12 protein-coding genes are annotated in these 16,165 nt (G+C 69.7%); 1 reads left to right on the top strand and 11 read right to left on the bottom strand.

The genetic code is table 11. From position 1 onward, the window contains the following. Positions 1-261: 261 nt before the first annotated feature. The 11 genes from ACFYS8_RS23745 to ACFYS8_RS23695 form a co-directional block, all read right to left on the bottom strand. Positions 262-1,188 (bottom strand): hypothetical protein, encoded by a 927-nt coding sequence (locus tag ACFYS8_RS23745; RefSeq protein ID WP_387643911.1) that lies wholly within the window; start codon positions 1,186-1,188, stop codon positions 262-264. A gap of 248 nt (positions 1,189-1,436) precedes the next feature. Next, positions 1,437-2,114, bottom strand: a complete 678-nt coding sequence (locus ACFYS8_RS23740) for a hypothetical protein (protein ID WP_387643908.1) — start codon at positions 2,112-2,114, stop codon at positions 1,437-1,439. Between the two features lie 261 nt (positions 2,115-2,375). Then, entirely contained in the window at positions 2,376-3,236 is an 861-nt protein-coding gene (locus tag ACFYS8_RS23735; protein WP_387643906.1) for a hypothetical protein, read from the bottom strand. A 458-nt stretch (positions 3,237-3,694) separates the two neighbouring features. Beyond that, complete coding sequence (locus ACFYS8_RS23730; protein ID WP_387643903.1) at positions 3,695-4,159, bottom strand: PadR family transcriptional regulator; 465 nt, start codon at positions 4,157-4,159, stop codon at positions 3,695-3,697. Positions 4,160-4,330: 171 nt separating this feature from the next. Continuing rightward, positions 4,331-5,575 (bottom strand): C40 family peptidase, encoded by a 1,245-nt coding sequence (locus ACFYS8_RS23725; protein WP_387643901.1) that lies wholly within the window; start codon positions 5,573-5,575, stop codon positions 4,331-4,333. A 238-nt stretch (positions 5,576-5,813) separates the two neighbouring features. Continuing rightward, a complete protein-coding gene (locus ACFYS8_RS23720; protein WP_387643898.1) occupies positions 5,814-6,770 on the bottom strand; it encodes a hypothetical protein in 957 nt (318 codons plus the stop codon). A 40-nt stretch (positions 6,771-6,810) separates the two neighbouring features. Next, entirely contained in the window at positions 6,811-8,526 is a 1,716-nt protein-coding gene (locus ACFYS8_RS23715; RefSeq protein ID WP_387643896.1) for a threonine/serine exporter ThrE family protein, read from the bottom strand. Positions 8,527-8,649: 123 nt separating this feature from the next. Next, a complete protein-coding gene (locus ACFYS8_RS23710; protein WP_387643893.1) occupies positions 8,650-9,204 on the bottom strand; it encodes a Uma2 family endonuclease in 555 nt (184 codons plus the stop codon). 120 nt (positions 9,205-9,324) lie between these two features. Continuing rightward, positions 9,325-11,658, bottom strand: coding sequence for a tetratricopeptide repeat protein (locus ACFYS8_RS23705; protein ID WP_387643891.1), 2,334 nt, complete (start codon positions 11,656-11,658; stop codon positions 9,325-9,327). Continuing rightward, complete coding sequence (locus ACFYS8_RS23700; protein ID WP_387643890.1) at positions 11,655-13,625, bottom strand: ATP-binding protein; 1,971 nt, start codon at positions 13,623-13,625, stop codon at positions 11,655-11,657. Before ACFYS8_RS23700 ends, ACFYS8_RS23705 begins: the two co-directional genes overlap by 4 nt. 222 nt (positions 13,626-13,847) lie before the next feature. Next, positions 13,848-14,582 (bottom strand): NYN domain-containing protein, encoded by a 735-nt coding sequence (locus ACFYS8_RS23695; RefSeq protein WP_387643887.1) that lies wholly within the window; start codon positions 14,580-14,582, stop codon positions 13,848-13,850. Between the two features lie 227 nt (positions 14,583-14,809). On the opposite strand from ACFYS8_RS23695, the gene ACFYS8_RS23690 reads away from it, so the two are divergent. After that, positions 14,810-15,967: an acyl-CoA dehydrogenase family protein gene (locus tag ACFYS8_RS23690; protein ID WP_387643885.1), complete on the top strand. Its 1,158-nt coding sequence runs from the start codon at positions 14,810-14,812 to the stop codon at positions 15,965-15,967. Positions 15,968-16,165: the final 198 nt, after the last annotated feature.

The raw sequence follows: 16,165 nt of genomic DNA, 5'->3' as shown, positions 1-16,165 counted from the left end.
GCTTCAAGATGAGCTGGACTGTTGTGGGTTGTCTCAGCGATCTCGCGGAGCTTTTGTCTCATCTTCTTTGCGTTTCCCTCGCGCCAGGATGGGCGGGACTGGCAAGCGGAAGAACCTCGTGCGGGTGGCGGCGTCTCGCCCGTCTGGGGTTAGATGACGTTGAGCAGCCGGTACCGGTTCACCAGCAGTAGGCATACTGGACACGTCGACGGACTGGCTGCAACTGCCGGATTGAAACTCACGCCACCGGCGAACCGCCCCTCAGGGACGAGTCCTGAGCCAGTCCATGGCCTTCATAGCCGTAACGACTAGCTTCTTGACTTCCTGATGCGTCGGGGCTTCGAGCTTGTGGGCCATCCTGTTCCGGGCATTGAAGGCTGAGCCGAGATCCTCGTAGAGCATCGGATCATCGTCCTTGAGCGAGCTGCCGATCAGCGCCTCGGCGATCTGGTCGTAGTGCTTGACGACTGAACTTCCGTGTTTCTGCTGGAGGTTCCGCAGGCTCGGCCGATCAGCGGCCTGACGAGTCGCCAGATGTTCCTTGGCGAAGCTCTCGGCTGCCACAAGGGCGAGCAGTGTCGCGAGGCCCGGCTGCGGGCTGTTGGTCGACTGGGTCAGATGCCTGGCTTGCGAAAGCGCTGCGCGCGCCGGCGAGACACCGTCCCTCAGGGAACTCATGGCTGCATCTACGGTCAGTGGGGGCAAGCCAACGACGATGGGATACCCCGGGACAAGCGGCTGGCCCACCCTCAGCTCGCGTCCATCGGTGGTGTCCGTAGCCTTCAGAGAGAGCATCTTCGGGATCTCCCCCACCAGGCCCACGTTCGGCTGCTCGACACGAAGCGCATCAGACAGGCGCGCGGCTGCGAACCGGATGGCCTCGACGGCGGCCTTCAGTTCAACTTGCAGTTCTGGTTCGCCAAGACCTGAGGCAACAGCAAACTGTGTGTGTACCAAGAAGTGCGCCGGGAGCAGTGCGACGGGCGCACTGGCATCGTCACCCGACCAGCCGAAGTACCCTGCCGCCGGAAAGCGGCCATCGAATTTCGGGAACTCAAGTACGACTTGAAGAACATCCACTTCAGTTGTGAGGGGAAAACCCGCAAGAGCGGGATCAATCTCGCACATGCGTCCCACGGTTGCCTCGCCGGAGGCTTGGAAGACGGCCTCAACCCGGATCTCGCTCATAGGTACTCATTGTCCCCTGCTCAGCCTGGTTCCCTCCAAGCCCTGGCCGCCTGCCCGCCCCAGGGTAGGGCTCCGAGACGAGCAGGCGGCCACGACTGCTTCACCACTTGGCCTTCTGGCCGACCTCCCAGAACAAGCGGAGAGGCTCAACCATGCTGGCAAACAGCCGGACACGTTGCTGCGGCGCTCGGCAGTACGTGCGAAGCGCTTTCAGATCAGATCGGGCCATTTGCCTTGCACATTAAAGATCAGTCTTCAGCCGTCAGAGAATCATCGAGCACCACGGGAAGGACTGAACGGTAAACCGCCAGAGGAATCACTGAGATAGCAGGCCAGCTAGGAGCCTCTGAAATTCCCATACTTTCAAGCGCTCGACCGGTCTCCTGAACCATCGACTCGAAAGATCCGCGATCGATTTTATCAGGACTGAGGGCGAGTTGCGCCTTCAGCGACTCGACAGCACGCTGGATCCCGTCGATTCCAACAACTGCATGCTTGTCGGGAATTCTACTCACTGAAGCAACCATTGTCCAGGCCTGGGCATCTGCGCCAAGGCGCGAGAAAAGCGCTTCTCGCTCTTTTGAGATATACCCAGCCGGATCGGTCACAATTCCAGTAAAGCGGTACTCTGGCTGATCAAGTCCACATGGGAGCGAGCGGATTACCGGCTGCTCTCCATACATTGCGCGGACGACCTTTGCAATCATTCCCGAAAACTCTCCATCGTCGCCCGCGGCAATCCCCACGCTCTCGATCGATTTGACAAACGACGAAAATTCGATTATTTGCGTTGGGGCCGTTACCCTTATCAGAGATCCCGGGACTAGAGCGCGATGAAGCCGACCACGAAGCCAGTTTTTGGGGCGGTTAGCCAAATCCGAGATGTCGGCGATGAGGCCGAGGGTCTGCGCGTTCTCTTCAAGCATCGCCACATGAAGGTCAGCAAGGGATCGAGACTCTCGCCCGGGAGAGTCCTGTTCGGGCCCGAATCCCACAACATCCGTAAATGAATCAACCCACCGACTAAGGCGTCTAGAAACATGCTTCGGAGGGAGCCTTGCAGATAGCTGGGCAAGAAGCGTCCGGACTCGCGGGATGTCCACATAGATGCTTTCGCGGATATCTGGAGCTTCCATGCTATTCGATGCCACGGCACCTCACTCCTCACTCTGTACTCAGGATCAACCTCAGCCGGCGAAAGCGGCGGAGATGGCCGCTGTCCCGCCGGTGATAAGTAGCTGCCCAATCGGGGAATCCGGTGAGGATTGCAGGATTTCCATAATGCGATTTCCTGCGCGCCGCAACCTACTTGGCTGCGGCGGGGAGACCGAATTTGCCGATTCCAAAATCTCGACCTCTGAGACCAGCTCAGCTTCCAGGATCTCGTCGAGTCCGACCTGAGGAGAGAGCTGCCGCAGCTGCTGCGCCCACGTAACCAAGGCTTCCGGCTCGACACCGAAATTATTAGTCTGCGTATTGTTCATGCCGCCGATTTGAGCACCATGAACCGGCCCGTGAAAGTTGTATGAATCGCCACGGTCGCGCGATCGATCAGCATTTTGAGCCATGTTTCCTCCACCTATCACGCAATCGAACCCGCCCGGAGTGAGAGATAGTCGCTCATTCCAGCCAGGCTTGACAAGACCCTTGCTTTCGAGACATTCGAGCGCGAACTCAATTTCTTGCACCGAGAGCGCATCCCCGTAATAGAAGGATGCATCTGACAATCGAAATCCCTGAACACTGGGACTATTTCCGGCATCACCACCCTTGAATGCCCAATCAAGAATTTCTTCTCGTGCGTGCAGTGCGCGAGCCACGCGATCCGATCGCAAGATATCGTGGTAACGCGCTTTTCCGAGACCTTGGGCAGTAAACCTGACCAAAGGCAAGCCACCACCAGTCCTGCGTGCGACTTCGATATCTCCCGCCCCGCCAAGCACGCCTAGGATCTCATCCATCAGGGGGCGAGGGATCTGCTCCAACTCGCAGAAGTCCGAGCTTGGCATGTACGTATTCAGCGGGCTTGCTGCGGTGCCATCGAGCATCCATCTAAGGAATCTGGGTGCGTACCTCGCTGTGGTCACGCTGTGATCCTATCGCCACGTCAGATGGACCCTAGGTCTTTCTGCCGAAAACCTGCGGTGCCACTGGGACCATCTCTCGCGCACCGCAGCCTCAGGTCAGCTTGGGAGCGATGCTGAACGGTTGGCTCGCAGCGTAGTCCACCCAAGGTTGAGTGCCAAGAGACCTGGAGCCCATCACATATGTTTGGCAGTCCTTCCCACTTCGGATTTGGCGCTCTACATGGCGGTCACCTGCCAATGTTCGACATCGTCGACACGCTAACCCATGCCTATGGCGGGAACGGATCTTTCCAACGTGTACTTCGCCTGCCTTGACCATGTGCTTCGCGCACTCGCACAGTCGTGCACCGAGCACCCTTGTTACCGGGAAGAGTGGCAGCCCTAGAATCTGGTCCGCGTAGGCCCTGTCTGCCACAAGATCAGCTCCGGAGCCACTCATCCGTACGCGGTTGGGCGCGTTCGCGTGTACGCCGGCGCGGCGCCCAACGGGCGGCCTCGTGGGAGGCCGCGTTCCGTCCGGCCGGGGTGAGTTGATAATAGGTCCGGCGGCGCCCGGGGCCGCGTCCTGGGGTGGCCCTGGCGTTCCAGGAGTCGTCATCCTCCTGTCGGCTCGTGATCCAGTCGACGGTTTGAAGTCGGTGCAGTTGGTCGTAGATGTTGCCGGGGTCTCTTCCGGGTCGCGTGATGATGAGGGCCCCGTGGCAGTCTTCGTCGCTGTGGGTCATGAGGTCCTTGAGCAGGGCGAGCAGCACATCGTCGACCGACACCCGGTCCAACGAGGTGTCCACGAAGGCGCCGCTCTTACTGCGGTAACGCACCCTCACATCAGAAGCCGACGGCACGGACACGGCCTCGGTGATTAGAACATCAGAGCTGTCAGTCATGGCGCGACCATCGCCCTCCCGCCGAGCCTGGGCGGGGTGAAGCAGCGTCAGATCACCCGTGATGGTGAAGAATCGAGGAATCGGTAGGCGCTGCCGTCGAACTGCCTACTCGCCCTCCCATCGATCTTGCGAACGCGCAAGGTAGGCGCAGAATCAACGGGAAATAGGGCGTCAGGGACGGGCGTAGAAGTCGGGGCGTCCCATGATCCAGAGGCTGGCCTGCTTGATGGCGGTGCCGGGGCGGGGGGCTTCGATCATCTGGTCGTCGCCGAGGTAGATGGCGACGTGGTAGATGTCGGCAGCGCGGCCGGTCTTGGTCCAGAAGATCAGGTCGCCGGGGCGGAGCCGGTCGTAGGTGACGGGGGTGGATTCGGCGTACTGGTCGGCGGCGAAGTGGGTGAGGTTCTTGCCGCCCTGGCGCCAGGCCATCATGGTCAGGCCGGAGCAGTCGTAGCCCTGGGGGCCTTCGCCGCCCCAGATGTAGGGCAGGCCGATGACGGAGCGGGCGAAGGCGAGGGCGGACGCGGCGCCCTCGGCGGACCAGGGCTGTTCGCGTTCGGGGGCGGGGTGGAGCCGGCCGGTGCCGGCGTGGTCGGTCTCGGCCTGGCGGGCGGCCTCCTCGGCCTCGCGCTGGGCGATCTCGTCGAGCGCGTCCTGGCGTTGGCGTTCGAGGTCGACGCTGGTGTCGCGGGCGGCGGCGAGTTCGGCGAGCAGGGTGTTCTGGCGTTGGCCGATCTCGGTGACCTGGCGCTGCTGGTCGGCGAGCCGCTGCTGGGCGGCGTCCTTGGCGGTGCGGACGGTGTCGGCGGCGGTGCGGGCCGCGGTCTCGGCGCGGCGGGTGTCGGCGGCGGCGCGGGCGGCGGCCTTCGCGGTGCTGGTGGCGTCGTCGAGGATCTGCCGGGTCTGGGCGCCGGCGACGCCGACCGCGGCGGCCTGGACGGACAGTTCGCTCGGGCCGCGGGAGCCCAGCAAGGCGTCCAGCGCGGCAAGTTGGGGGGAGGCGCCCTGCCGGTACATCTCGGCGGCGAGCCCGGCGGCCCGGTCGGCGGCCCGGGCCCGGGTGGCCTCCGCGATGGCGGCGCGGGCGGCGGCGGCCGTTGCCGCCTGCTGGGCCTTGGCGAGCCGGGCGAGGGCGCCGTTGTACGCCTCGACGGCCTGTTCGGCGGCCTGCCCGATCCGGTCGAGTTCGGTGCGGGCGGCGGCGAGCCGGGCTTCGAGGTCGGTGGCGTCGGCGGCCTTGCCGTCGGCCTCGGCCTTGGCCCGGGCGACGTCCTCGGCGGACGGGTACGCCTCGTCGTCGGGGTCGTCGGCGGGCCGGACGGCGGGGACGGGGGCGGCGGGGGCGCTCGCGGCGGGCAGCAGGGTGAGCAGTGCGGCGGTGGCGAGGAGGAGGGCGGGGAGGAGCCTGCGGGGCATGAGGGTCCTTCCTCGGCGCGTTCTGGTGATCGGCCAAAGGAATCGACCGACTGTCCCATCACGTGACAATTCGGTCACGCACCGCCAGATTCTCAGACCTGACGGAGCGTCGACGCCACCGCAATGCGGCCACCCGGGTGAGATGTCCGATTGTCGGAACCGATGCCTACGCGAAGGGGGTGGGTCGCCCACGAACCCTACCGGCCGGCGTCCCCGGGGCCCGGCATCCGGCAGTCCGTCAGCGTGCCCGCTGCGGCGGCTTACCGGTCGCGGTGGTGCGCGGCCGCCCGGCCCGGACGGTGCGGCGGCGGCGCTGGGCGCGGGCCCGGCGGGCCGGGTCGGTGGCCGCGGCAACGGCCCGCCGCCCGCCCGTCGGCCGCGGCTGGTCGCGGTGGGCCAGCGCCTTGGCGGCCATCCGCTCGGCCACCGCGTGCGCCTTGGGATGCCCGGCCGGCACCTTGTCGGGCGCCCCGGCGATCAGGTCGAACAGCCAGGTGCGCGCCCGGTCCGTACGAGCGTGCAGCCGCCGTTCGCGCCGGTTCGCCCGGGCCATCCGCCGGGGGCGGCCGACGTACCGCCAGCGCGCCCACGGGCTGGACGGGCGGGCCAGCCGGACCGCGCCGATCCAGGACAGGCCGGGCACCATGATGCCCAGCAGCCCCGTCCACACCTTGCCCTTGAGCAGCGCGACCACGCTCATCAGCGCGTTGCCCGCGATCACCGCGACCACCCCCCACCGGGTGCTCTGCCCGGGCACCAGGCCGAGCGGCACGTACCCGGTGAGCAGCAGCGCGGTGAGCAGGATGCCGAGGATCACCGCGTCCACGGACTTGCGGCCCTGTTCGCTCCAGTACACGTCGTCCAGGTGCAGGATCAGCGCGAACTCGTCCAGCACCAGGCCGCAGCCGATGCCGAAGGACAGGCCGAACCAGTCGATCCACGGGTGGCCGCCGCCGGTGGCGAACACGCCGATGCCGCCGAGCAGCAGGAAGCCCAGGCCGAACACCATGTGGTGGATGTGCAGCCCGCCGGGGGTGATGTTGCCGGGCCACCAGCGGACCTGGGCGCGGATCATCCGGGTGCTGAAGCGGATGCACACGAAGGAGGTGATGAACCCGACCAGCAGCAGGAACAGCGGCTGCTTGTGGGCCTCCACGATGTGCTGGTGGTAGCCGTCGAGCAGTGCACTGAGCATCGGGTGGTGCCTTCGGTTCGGTACGGTCGGCCGGGCCGGGTCAGAAGCCGCGGGTGCGCTTCGCGGCCCGGCGCGGGATCAGCAGGTGCGGGGCTTCGCGGTCGCTGGCGCCCGGGTTCTTCAGGAACAGCCGGGCCACCTCGCCACCGAGGTTGACGCCGATGGCCAGCGCCATCGCGAGCGCCACGGCCCGGCTCGCCGACACCAGCCCGTTCGACGGGTGGCCCTGGGCGAACGCCAGCATGCCCAGGTACAGCGCCGAACCGGGCATCAGCGGGCCCATCGCGGCCGTCACGTACGGCAGCGCGGAGGACGCCTCGAAGCGGGCCAGCAGCTGGCCGAACAGGCCGACCAGACCGGCGGCCAGGCCGGTCGCGACGATCGCCGAGATCCCGGCGTTGTAGACCAGCACGCCGTACGTGGACCAGCCGATGCCCGCGTTCAGCACCACCATCGGCAGCGAGCGCCGGTCGGTCTGCAGCAGCATCGCGAAGGCCAGCGCCAGCACCATCGCGGCGATCAGCTGGACCGGCGGGGAGGCGCTGGTGCCGCCGATCGACTCGTCGGGCCGCAGTTTGGCGTTGTAGTTGACGCCGACGTACAGCACCAGCATCACGCCGATGACGATGCCCGCGACCAGGTACACGACTTCCAGCAGCCGGGCGGCGGCGGTGATGTAGAAACCGGTCAGGCCGTCCTGCACGGCGGCGACCATGGCCCGTCCGGGCAGCAGCGCGAACAGTCCACCGGTGATCACCACCGAGCCGCGCAGGTGCAGCTCGTTGAAGGACAGCAGGATGCCGCAGAGCGCGGCGGGCATCGCGGCGATCACGAACTGGTAGAACTCCGGCAGCCCGCGGCGGGCGATGAACGAGGCCAGCCGGTCGCCGACCACGGCGGCGACGAAGGCCGCCGCGAACACCAGCCAGGCCTTGCCGTCGAGCTTCCCGCCGACCAGGAAGGACGCCGCGCCGGCCAGCAGCCCGGTGGCCAGCGACAGCAGCCACGCCGGGTACGGGTGCCGGTTGCGGCGGATCCCGGCGAGGCGCCGGTAGGCGTCGTTGACGGTGACCTTCTCCGCCGTGATGTCCGCGACCAGCTCGTACACGGCGGCCAGCCGGGTGTAGTCCGAGGTGCGGCGGCGCACCACCCGGTCCGCGGTGACCGGCGGGTCGATCAGCGAAGGCTGGTGGGAGATCGAGATCAGCGTGAAGGTGACCTGCGGTTCGCAGTGGTCGAGCCGGTAGGCGTGCGCGATGCCGAGCATCGCGGCCTCCACGTCCTCGGCGGCCTCGCCGCTGGCCAGCAGCAGCTCGCCGATCCGCAGCGACAGGTCCAGCACCCGGGGCACGTTGCGCTGGGCCTGCGCCCCGGCGGCCGGGTGCAGCTCGCGCGGGGTCCGCTCGAACGCGGGCCGCTCGGCCATGGGGGTGCGCAGCAGGGTACGCATCCGGTCCGGCCAGGGGGCGTCACCGGGCGCGCCCTTGTGCAGCTCGGTCAGGTCCAGCCCGTACGCCGGGGTGTACCCGGCCGCGTTCCACTCCTCGGGCGTGAGGGTGTCCTGCGCGAGCGGGTTCCGCGCCCGGACGGCGGCCTCCGCCGTCTCGGTGTGCCCGAGCAACCCCTCGGTCTGCGCGGGCTCCGGCGCGTGCGGAACGCTGACGGTCCGTTCGATGGGCGGCACATCCGGCCCGAGCAGCCCTTCGGTGGGCGGCGCCTCCTGCGCCGGTGCGCCCTCCGGCTTGCGTTCGGACACGACACTTCCTCCGCCACCCCGGCAGCCGCCCGGTCGGGCTGCCTACTGGCTCCCACCTTGCCCGATCCCCCTCGCCGGTGCGAACAAGGGGTGGCCACTGCCGTCGGACTCACGACAGCGCACTCAGAAACGCGTGGTGTCCAGGACCAGGTCGAACGGCTTCGGCAGGCGGATCGGCGTGCCGAACGGATGCGGGCCGTCCACCACCGCGTAGCCCAGGTCGTGCGGCTCGGAGAACAGGGTGCACTCGCGGCTCTGCCGGTCGGCGAGCAGGTAAAGCGGCGCCCCGTACTGGGCGTAGCGCTTGCGCTTGGTGACGCGGTCGGTGTCGCCGTTGGACTCGGAGGTGACCTCGACGACCAGCAGGGTCTGGTCGGGGGTGAGCGCGCCGGCCCCGTCGGCAAGGTCGTCCGGGACCACGGCGATGTCGGCCAGGTACCAGTTCGGGGAACCGGGCAGGTCGAGGTTGCCGGACCCGCTGACGCACCCGAGTTCGTCGATCCGGGCGTCGAGCTGCCGACGGATCCGGGCGACGAGGCGTTCGTGATCCCACATCGGTGACACCAGAACGATCCGCCCCTCGATGACCTCGGCCCACCGGTGGTCGATGAGCTGCACCGCGTACTTCAGTGCCGCCTCGTGGTCCACGTCGCCGTACGCGATCGGCTGTGCGCTCATGCCCGGCTCCCTCTCGATCCACGCGCGGTGTCCGCCCCGATGCCTGCACGTCTCACGGTACCCGGCTCCGACGGCCCGCGGCCCGGAGATGACCGGACCGCGGGCCGTCGGCGGGAGGGCCTACAGGTCGTAGTCGTCGACGATCGTGCGGTGGCGCTCGAGGCCGGCGCCGGCGGCTTCGGCGAGGGCGGGCCAGGCGAGGGGGTGGGGCCAGGAGGCGGTGAGGTCGGTGAGGAGGATGTCGGCTTCCTTGGCGGAGGCGGTGGGCGGGACGCCGAGGGCGGCGTAGACGCCGGGGAGGGTTTCGCCGTCGTGGTGCGGGTCGGTGATGCGGTACTGGTCGCCGCTGTAGGCCCAGACCGCGTAGCCGGCTTCCTGGAGGGCGCCGCGCAGGGCGTACCAGGTGTCGTCGTCGGGGCGGGCGCCGTCGATCCAGTAGGTGGTGTAGCCGGCCGGGTCGAGCAGGGTGAGGTATTCGAAGACCGGGTGCCAGTCGTCCTCCTCGCCGGGTTCGGGGCGGTCGTTGAGAACGGCGGGGGAGAACACCACGACATCGCCGTGGTTGAGGTCGTGGTCGTCGCCGAGGACCGGCAGCACCCGGGCGGTGGCGGGGCCGGTGCGCAGGGCGGGCAGGTCGACGGTGGTGCCGCCCAGGCGGGGGGCGCGGAGTTCGATCAGCTGCCACTCCTCGTCGATCGGGCCGCTGTCGGTGTCGAACTCGATGCCGAGGCGGGCACCGGCGGCGCGGACGGCCGGCCAGTCGCGGTTGGCGGTGGCGGCGGTGGCGAGGTGCCAGAGGTCGGGGGGCTGAACGGTGCGGTGTTCCTCGTCCTCGCCGGCCTCGGCGGGGTCGAGGGCGTGCTCCAGCAGCTCCTCGTAGAGCCGCTGGGCCTCGGCGTGGTCGCCGCGGCGGGTGGCGGCGGAGGCGGCCAGCCGACGGGTGTTGAGGGCGTCCGGTTCGTGCCCGAGGACGGCGGCGCACTGCTCGCCGACCTCCGCCCAGCGGCCCTGGGCGGCGGCCCAGCGGGCGCGCAGCCAGTGCGCGTCGGCGGGGTCGGCGGACAGCCGGTCGGCGAGCCGGTCGATGCCGTCGCCGTCCTCGGCGTCGATCAGCAGCTGGCCGAGCATGCCGGTGAGGTAGTCGCTGTCGGGGTCGAGTTCGAGCTGGGCCCAGAGCAGTTCGGTGACGGCGCGGGCGTGGCCGAGGGCGCCGAGCGCGCCGGCCAGGTTGAGCACCAGGACGGTGTCGGGTGCGTCGTCGCCGGCGAGGGCGGCGGCCAGCAGGTCGGCGCCGGTCTCCGGCTCGGGGCGGTGCTCGGCCAGCCACTGCGGCAACTCGTCGGCAGGAACGGGCAGTTCGGGGTGGGGCAGGGCTTCGGCGGCGGCCCGCAGAGCGGCCACCTGTTCGGCGACGCCGTCGGTGCGGCGCAGCCGGCCGAGCTTGCGGGTGCCGGTGCGGGCCAGCGTGAGGGCCACTTCGCGGGCGCCGCGGGCGAGAGCGAGCCGGCCGGCCGTCAGCACCAGGTCGAGGCAGGGGCGGTGGGAGCCGGCGGCGTCGAGTTCGCCGGCCCAGCCGGCCAGCCGGGCGCCGAGGGCGGCGTCGTTGGGGAACTCGCCCGCGGCGGTGAGCAGTTCGACGGCGGCGGTCCAGCGGTGCCGGATGTCGGGGTAGCGGTCGGCCTCTTCGGCGTCGGGCAGCAGTTCGAGGGCGGTCGCGGTGCGGCCGAGGGCGGCGTGCTGGAGGGCGCGGCCGACGGCGAGCTTGCGGCGGTCGTCGTCGTCGAGGCGGTTCCCGGCGGCGACGTAGGCGTGTTCGGCGGTGTCGTAGGCGTCCAGGGCGTCCTGGTGCCGGCCGAGGCGGTGCAGGGCGGATACCCGGCTGTGCGCGAAGGACAGCGAGACGTTCTCGCCGGCGGCCTGGATCCGGGTCTGCGCGCGGTCTAGGTAGCCGAGGGCGTCGGCGGGGCGGCCGTCGTCCTCCAGGGTGTCGGCGTATTCGCGGGAGAGGCAGTCGAAGCAGGCCCGGGCGGGTTCGACCCGTTCCAGGGTCTCCTCGAGCACGGCGAGCCGCTCGGGCACGTAGCCGGGGCCGTCGATGTTGGCGTGGCAGATGGTGAAGTCCTGGACGGCGCACACCGATTGCGGGCAGGAGGCGGTCTCCTCGCGGTGCGCGAACTCCAGCAGCGACACCGCCTCGGACATCGCGGCCTCGCCCTGGTAGCGCTTGTTGAGCAGGTTCTGCAGCCGCCAGTGCCGCAGGAAGACCTCCACCCAGGGCAGGCCGAGGGCCCGGGCCGAGGCGAGCGCCTCGGGGTACATCGCGTCGAGCTGCTCGTTGCGGCCCTCGACGGCGTGGCCGGCGATCTCGGCGAGTGCGTCGGCGAGCCGGTGCTGGCCGGATTCGGCGAGCTGGCGGTGGGTGTCGTGCACCCAGGACCAGATGTCGGTGGTCATCGTTCCTCGTCCCCCTGCGGAGTGTCTGCGGAGATGGTGTCGGGCACCGCCGACAGGCCGTCGGCGGGGACGTCGGCGGTGAGCGCGGCGACCGCCGTGGAGATGCCGCCGAGGGCGGCGGTCAGGTCGCCGCCCGAGCCGCCCGAGCCGCCCGTCGAGCCGGAGGCCGCCGCCATGATCACCTTCAGCGAGCGCAGCAGCGCGGCGGCGGTGGCCGCCCCGGTGTGTCCGGCGCGGTAGGCGGCCAGCAGGTCGTGCACGGCGGGCGAGGCCAGGTTGAGGTAGAGCCGGGCCTTGACGGTGCCGTCGGTGCGCGCGGTGAACGCCCGGGCGAGGCGCAGCGCGGCGGACGGGATGCGGGCGTCCGCCTGGTCGTCCTCGATCCGGGCCTTGAGTTCGGCCTCGCGGTCGGGCACCAGCACCAGTGGCAGCCCGGGCGGGTCGAAGCGGGCCGGGACGAGCTGTTCGCCGTCGTCGGTGAGTGCGGCGCTCAGCCAGGCGTGCTGTTCGGCGGGCAGCGGCAGGTCGGGGGCGCGGAACAGTTCGCGGTTGCCGCTCTCGCTGCCGAGTTCGACGATCCGGCAGTCCCGCAGCTGCGCGTAGCGGCGCAGGAACGGCAGGACGGCGTACCGGTCGCCGCGGGCGATCGGTACCTGCATCGCGCGGTACAGCATCTCCTCGAAGCCGCCGCCGCTGCCGAGGGCTACGTGCACGGCGCCGGAGCCGGCGGCGCGCAGGGCGCCGGCGGTGAGTTCGCCCTGCGAGGTGGGGACGGGGACGTCGTCGGCGAGCAGGGTGAACAGCCGGTCGTCGCAGAGGGCGGCGCCGAGCAGTTCCTGGCCGTGCCGGGCGAGGATCCGCCGCCAGGCGGCGGGGTGCAGCCGGGCGGTCTCGTACAGGCCGTCGACGATGGCGTCGGTGAGGGCCTGCTGGAGGGCCCGGTAGTGCTCGTCGCGCTGGAGGTCCTCGCGGCTGGCGGTGGGGGTGAGCCGGCTGGACTCGACCACGCCGCCGATGAAGCCGGCCCAGCTGGGCAGCAGGTCGCGGGCGTCGTCGGCGAGCAGCATGCCGCGCAGGTAGACCGCGAGGTCGCGGTTGTCGCTGGAGCCGTAGGTGCCGCCGTCCTGGACCCAGAGCAGGCCGACGGCGTCGGTGCGGTCGTCGGCGGGCTGGACGGGGAACGCGGTCAGCGGTTCGAAGCTGCGGGCGAAGGCGGTGGCGAAGCGCATCCGGTGCAGGTAGGGCGAGCCTGGCAGGTCCTGCCGCCACGGCACCGCGACGTTGTTGACGGCCTCGTCGTCGTCGCCGACGAACACGTCGATGGGCAGCAGCACGCAGTACCGGGCGAGGACTTCGCGCAGCGCCTCCTGGTCGGCGAGGTGGGCGTGCTCGGGCTTGAGCCGCAGGGTCACCACGGTGCCGGCCGCGGGGCGGGGTGCGGCGGGCTCGACGCTGTACTGCTCGCCGCCGCGGCTGCGGTAGGTGTGCGCGGCGTGCGGTTCGCGGTGCGAGGCGGTGGTGACGGTCACTTCCTCGGCGACCGAGAACGCCGACAGGAAGCCCAGTCCGAAAGCGCCGATGAGTTCCTGGTTGCCCGTCAGGTCGCGCAGCATCCGGGTGTAGCCGGTGCCGACGGTGGCCAGGTAGGCGTGGATCTCCGGTTCGGTGAGCCCGGCCCCGTTGTCCTCGATCGCCACCGTCCGGGCCGCCGGGTCGCCGGTGACCCGGATCAGTGGCCGGTAGGTGCTCTCCGGGTCCTCCAGCCTGCGCCGGGTGTGCGAGTCGTGGGCGTTCTGCACCAGTTCGCGCAGCGCCACCAGTGGTGTCGAGTAGAGGTGCGTGGCGAGCACGCCGACCAGGCCACCGAGGTCGACCTCCGTGGTGCGGAGATTCTCGGAGTTCTCGGACGCGGGGAATTCGACGCCACTTCCGTCGGCGCCGGAAACGGGGGGAAGGCCATCAGACATGAGGCCCCAGTGTGCCAGTACGACAATCAGGCGACCACTGTTTTCGGATTTCCTCGATTTCTGTCGATACTCGGTCAACTCCCGGCCACCACACGGGTGATCACCCCGGATCCCGCCAACCGGCCGAAATCACAAGCCATTTACGGGCGCCGGGGAAACGTGCGGCCGCCCCCGGTACGACTTTCGCACCAGTTTGCAGAGAGACCACCACGGCCCCGAATTTCAGCTCTGGCGGCGGGTCCGCGCATAGGCCACCGGCGGGTTGCCTTCGCCGTGGTCGCGCTTGACCACCTCGAACTGGCCGTTCGCCTCCAGCAGCGGCATCAGCTTGGGGAACCCGTAGGTGCGCGGGTCGAAGTCCGGCTTGCGCTTGCGGATCTGGTTGCCGACCTCACCGAGGTGCGCCCAGCCGTCGTCCCCGGACGCCGACTCCAGCACGCTGTGCAGCAGGGCGGCCATCGCCCCGTCCAACTGCCCGGGCTCGATCGGCTCGGCCAGCGCGACGGCATGCGCGATCGGGGTCAGGTTCTCGGCGTAGATGAACTTGTCGCAGGCGGCGACGAAGGCCCGGGGCGTCTTGCGCTCCCCGAACCCGTACACCGTCAGCCCGGACTCGCGGATCCGGGAGGCCAGCCTGGTGAAGTCGCTGTCGCTGGAGACCAGGCAGAAGCCGTCGAACCGGCCGGTGTACAGCAGGTCCATCGCGTCGATCACCATCGCGGCGTCGGTCGCGTTCTTGCCGGTGGTGTACGCGAACTGCTGCATCGGCTGGATCGAGTGCTCCAGCAGCTGCGCCTTCCAGCCCTTCAGCGCGGTGCCGGTCCAGTCCCCGTAGGCCCGCTTGACGTGCGCCGTCCCGTACTTGGCGACCTCCGCCAGCAGGTGCTCGACGATCGACGCCTGGGCGTTGTCGGCGTCGATCAGCACCGCCAGCTTCGCGGTGTTCTCGTTGTTCATGCGGCTCCCGTCGCGATCGGCCGAGGCACGCGTGCCCCGGAGCCCATCCCAGCAGACCCTTCCGACGCGTGCGCCCGGAGGTCCGTCGACGGTTCGGCTGACCTCGGCCGATGCGCCGTCCAACGGGCGTCCGCCGACCCTGGACACCGCAAGCTACCGGCGATTAACTTGGCTGCGCCGACCAACCAGCCGGGCACCAGCCGGCCGGCCGCCGAAGGGAGCGCACCGTGCGCCGCACCGTGTACAACGAGGACCACGAGGCGTTCCGGGAGACCATCCGGGACTTCATCGCGAACGAGGTCGTCCCGGTCTACGAGAGCTGGGAGGAGGCCGGCCACCCGCCGCGCGACTTCTACCGCAAGCTGGGCGAGCTCGGCGTCTACGGCATCGAGGTCCCGGAGGAGTACGGCGGCGCCGGCGAGACCGGCTTCAAGTACCAGGCGGTGATCTACGAGGAGACCGCCCGCGCGGGCGTCACCTTCGGCTCCTCCGGCGTGCACACCGGCCTGGTGCTGCCGTACCTGATGGAGTACGCGTCCGAGGAGCAGAAGCAGCGCTGGCTGCCGGGCTTCGTCTCGGGCGACATCATGACCGCGATCGCGATGACCGAGCCGGGCGCGGGCTCCGACCTGGCGGGCATCGCCACCACCGCGAAGCTGTCCGCCGACGGCACCCACTATGTGCTCAACGGCGCCAAGACCTTCATCACCGGCGGCGTGCTGGCCGACCTGGTCCTGGTGGTCTGCCGCACCGCGCCGTACGACCCGGCGGACCGCCGCGCGGGCCTGTCCATCCTGTGCGTGGACACCACCTCCGAGGGCTACTCGGTCGGCCGCAAGCTGCAGAAGATCGGCCTGCGCACCTCGGACACCGCCGAACTGGCCTTCACCGACGTCAAGGTCCCGGTGGAGAACCTGCTCGGCGAGGAGGGCAAGGCGTTCTCCTACCTGACCCACAACCTGGTGCAGGAGCGCCTGGCGATCGCGGTCGGCGCGTACGCCTCGGCCGCCGCCGCGGTGCAGTTCGCGGTGAAGTACGTCAAGGAGCGCAAGGTGTTCGGCAAGGCCGTCGCCGAGTTCCAGAACACCAAGTTCTCGCTGGCCGACTGCCAGGCCCAGGTGCTCGCCCAGCAGGCCATGGTCGACCAGGCGCTGGAGCTGTACCAGAACGGCGAGCTGACGGTCGCGGACGCCGCCGCGGCCAAGCTGTTCTGCACCGAGTCGGCCTCCGAGGTGATCGACAAGTGCCTCCAGCTGCACGGCGGTTACGGCTACATCCTGGAGTACCCGATCGCCCGCCTCTACACCGACAACCGGGTGTTCCGGATCTACGGCGGCACCAGCGAGGTCATGCGCACCATCATCGCGAAGTCGCTCGGCCTGTAGTCAGGACGTGGGGGGGGGGGGGGCCCCCCCCCGGGGGCGCCCCCCCCCCCCCCCCCGGGGGGGGGGCCCCCCCCCCCCCCCCCCCCCCCCCCCCCCCCCCCCCCCCGCGGCGCCCCCCCCCCCCCCCCCCCCCCCCCCCCCAACCCCCCCCCCCGCCCCCCCCCCCCCGCCCCCCCCCGCCCCCCCCCCCCCCCCCCC

This window comes from Kitasatospora sp. NPDC004615 (genome assembly GCF_042873545.1).
Lineage (GTDB): Bacteria > Actinomycetota > Actinomycetes > Streptomycetales > Streptomycetaceae > Kitasatospora.
The sequence above is the reverse complement of the archived record's forward strand: the minus strand, read 5'-3'. Positions and strand labels throughout refer to the sequence as shown.

What these genes read in the sequence shown, in the direction of transcription:
- ACFYS8_RS23740 (WP_387643908.1), bottom strand. Translation starts at nt 2,114, where the DNA reads ATGCTTGAAGAGAACGCGCAGACCCTCGGCCTCATCGCCGACATCTCG.
- ACFYS8_RS23700 (WP_387643890.1), bottom strand. Translation starts at nt 13,625, where the DNA reads ATGTCTGATGGCCTTCCCCCCGTTTCCGGCGCCGACGGAAGTGGCGTC.
- ACFYS8_RS23695 (WP_387643887.1), bottom strand. Translation starts at nt 14,582, where the DNA reads ATGAACAACGAGAACACCGCGAAGCTGGCGGTGCTGATCGACGCCGAC.
- ACFYS8_RS23720 (WP_387643898.1), bottom strand. Translation starts at nt 6,770, where the DNA reads ATGCTCAGTGCACTGCTCGACGGCTACCACCAGCACATCGTGGAGGCC.
- ACFYS8_RS23710 (WP_387643893.1), bottom strand. Translation starts at nt 9,204, where the DNA reads ATGAGCGCACAGCCGATCGCGTACGGCGACGTGGACCACGAGGCGGCA.
- ACFYS8_RS23725 (WP_387643901.1), bottom strand. Translation starts at nt 5,575, where the DNA reads ATGCCCCGCAGGCTCCTCCCCGCCCTCCTCCTCGCCACCGCCGCACTG.
- ACFYS8_RS23705 (WP_387643891.1), bottom strand. Translation starts at nt 11,658, where the DNA reads ATGACCACCGACATCTGGTCCTGGGTGCACGACACCCACCGCCAGCTC.
- ACFYS8_RS23730 (WP_387643903.1), bottom strand. Translation starts at nt 4,159, where the DNA reads ATGACTGACAGCTCTGATGTTCTAATCACCGAGGCCGTGTCCGTGCCG.
- ACFYS8_RS23745 (WP_387643911.1), bottom strand. Translation starts at nt 1,188, where the DNA reads ATGAGCGAGATCCGGGTTGAGGCCGTCTTCCAAGCCTCCGGCGAGGCA.
- ACFYS8_RS23735 (WP_387643906.1), bottom strand. Translation starts at nt 3,236, where the DNA reads ATGCTCGATGGCACCGCAGCAAGCCCGCTGAATACGTACATGCCAAGC.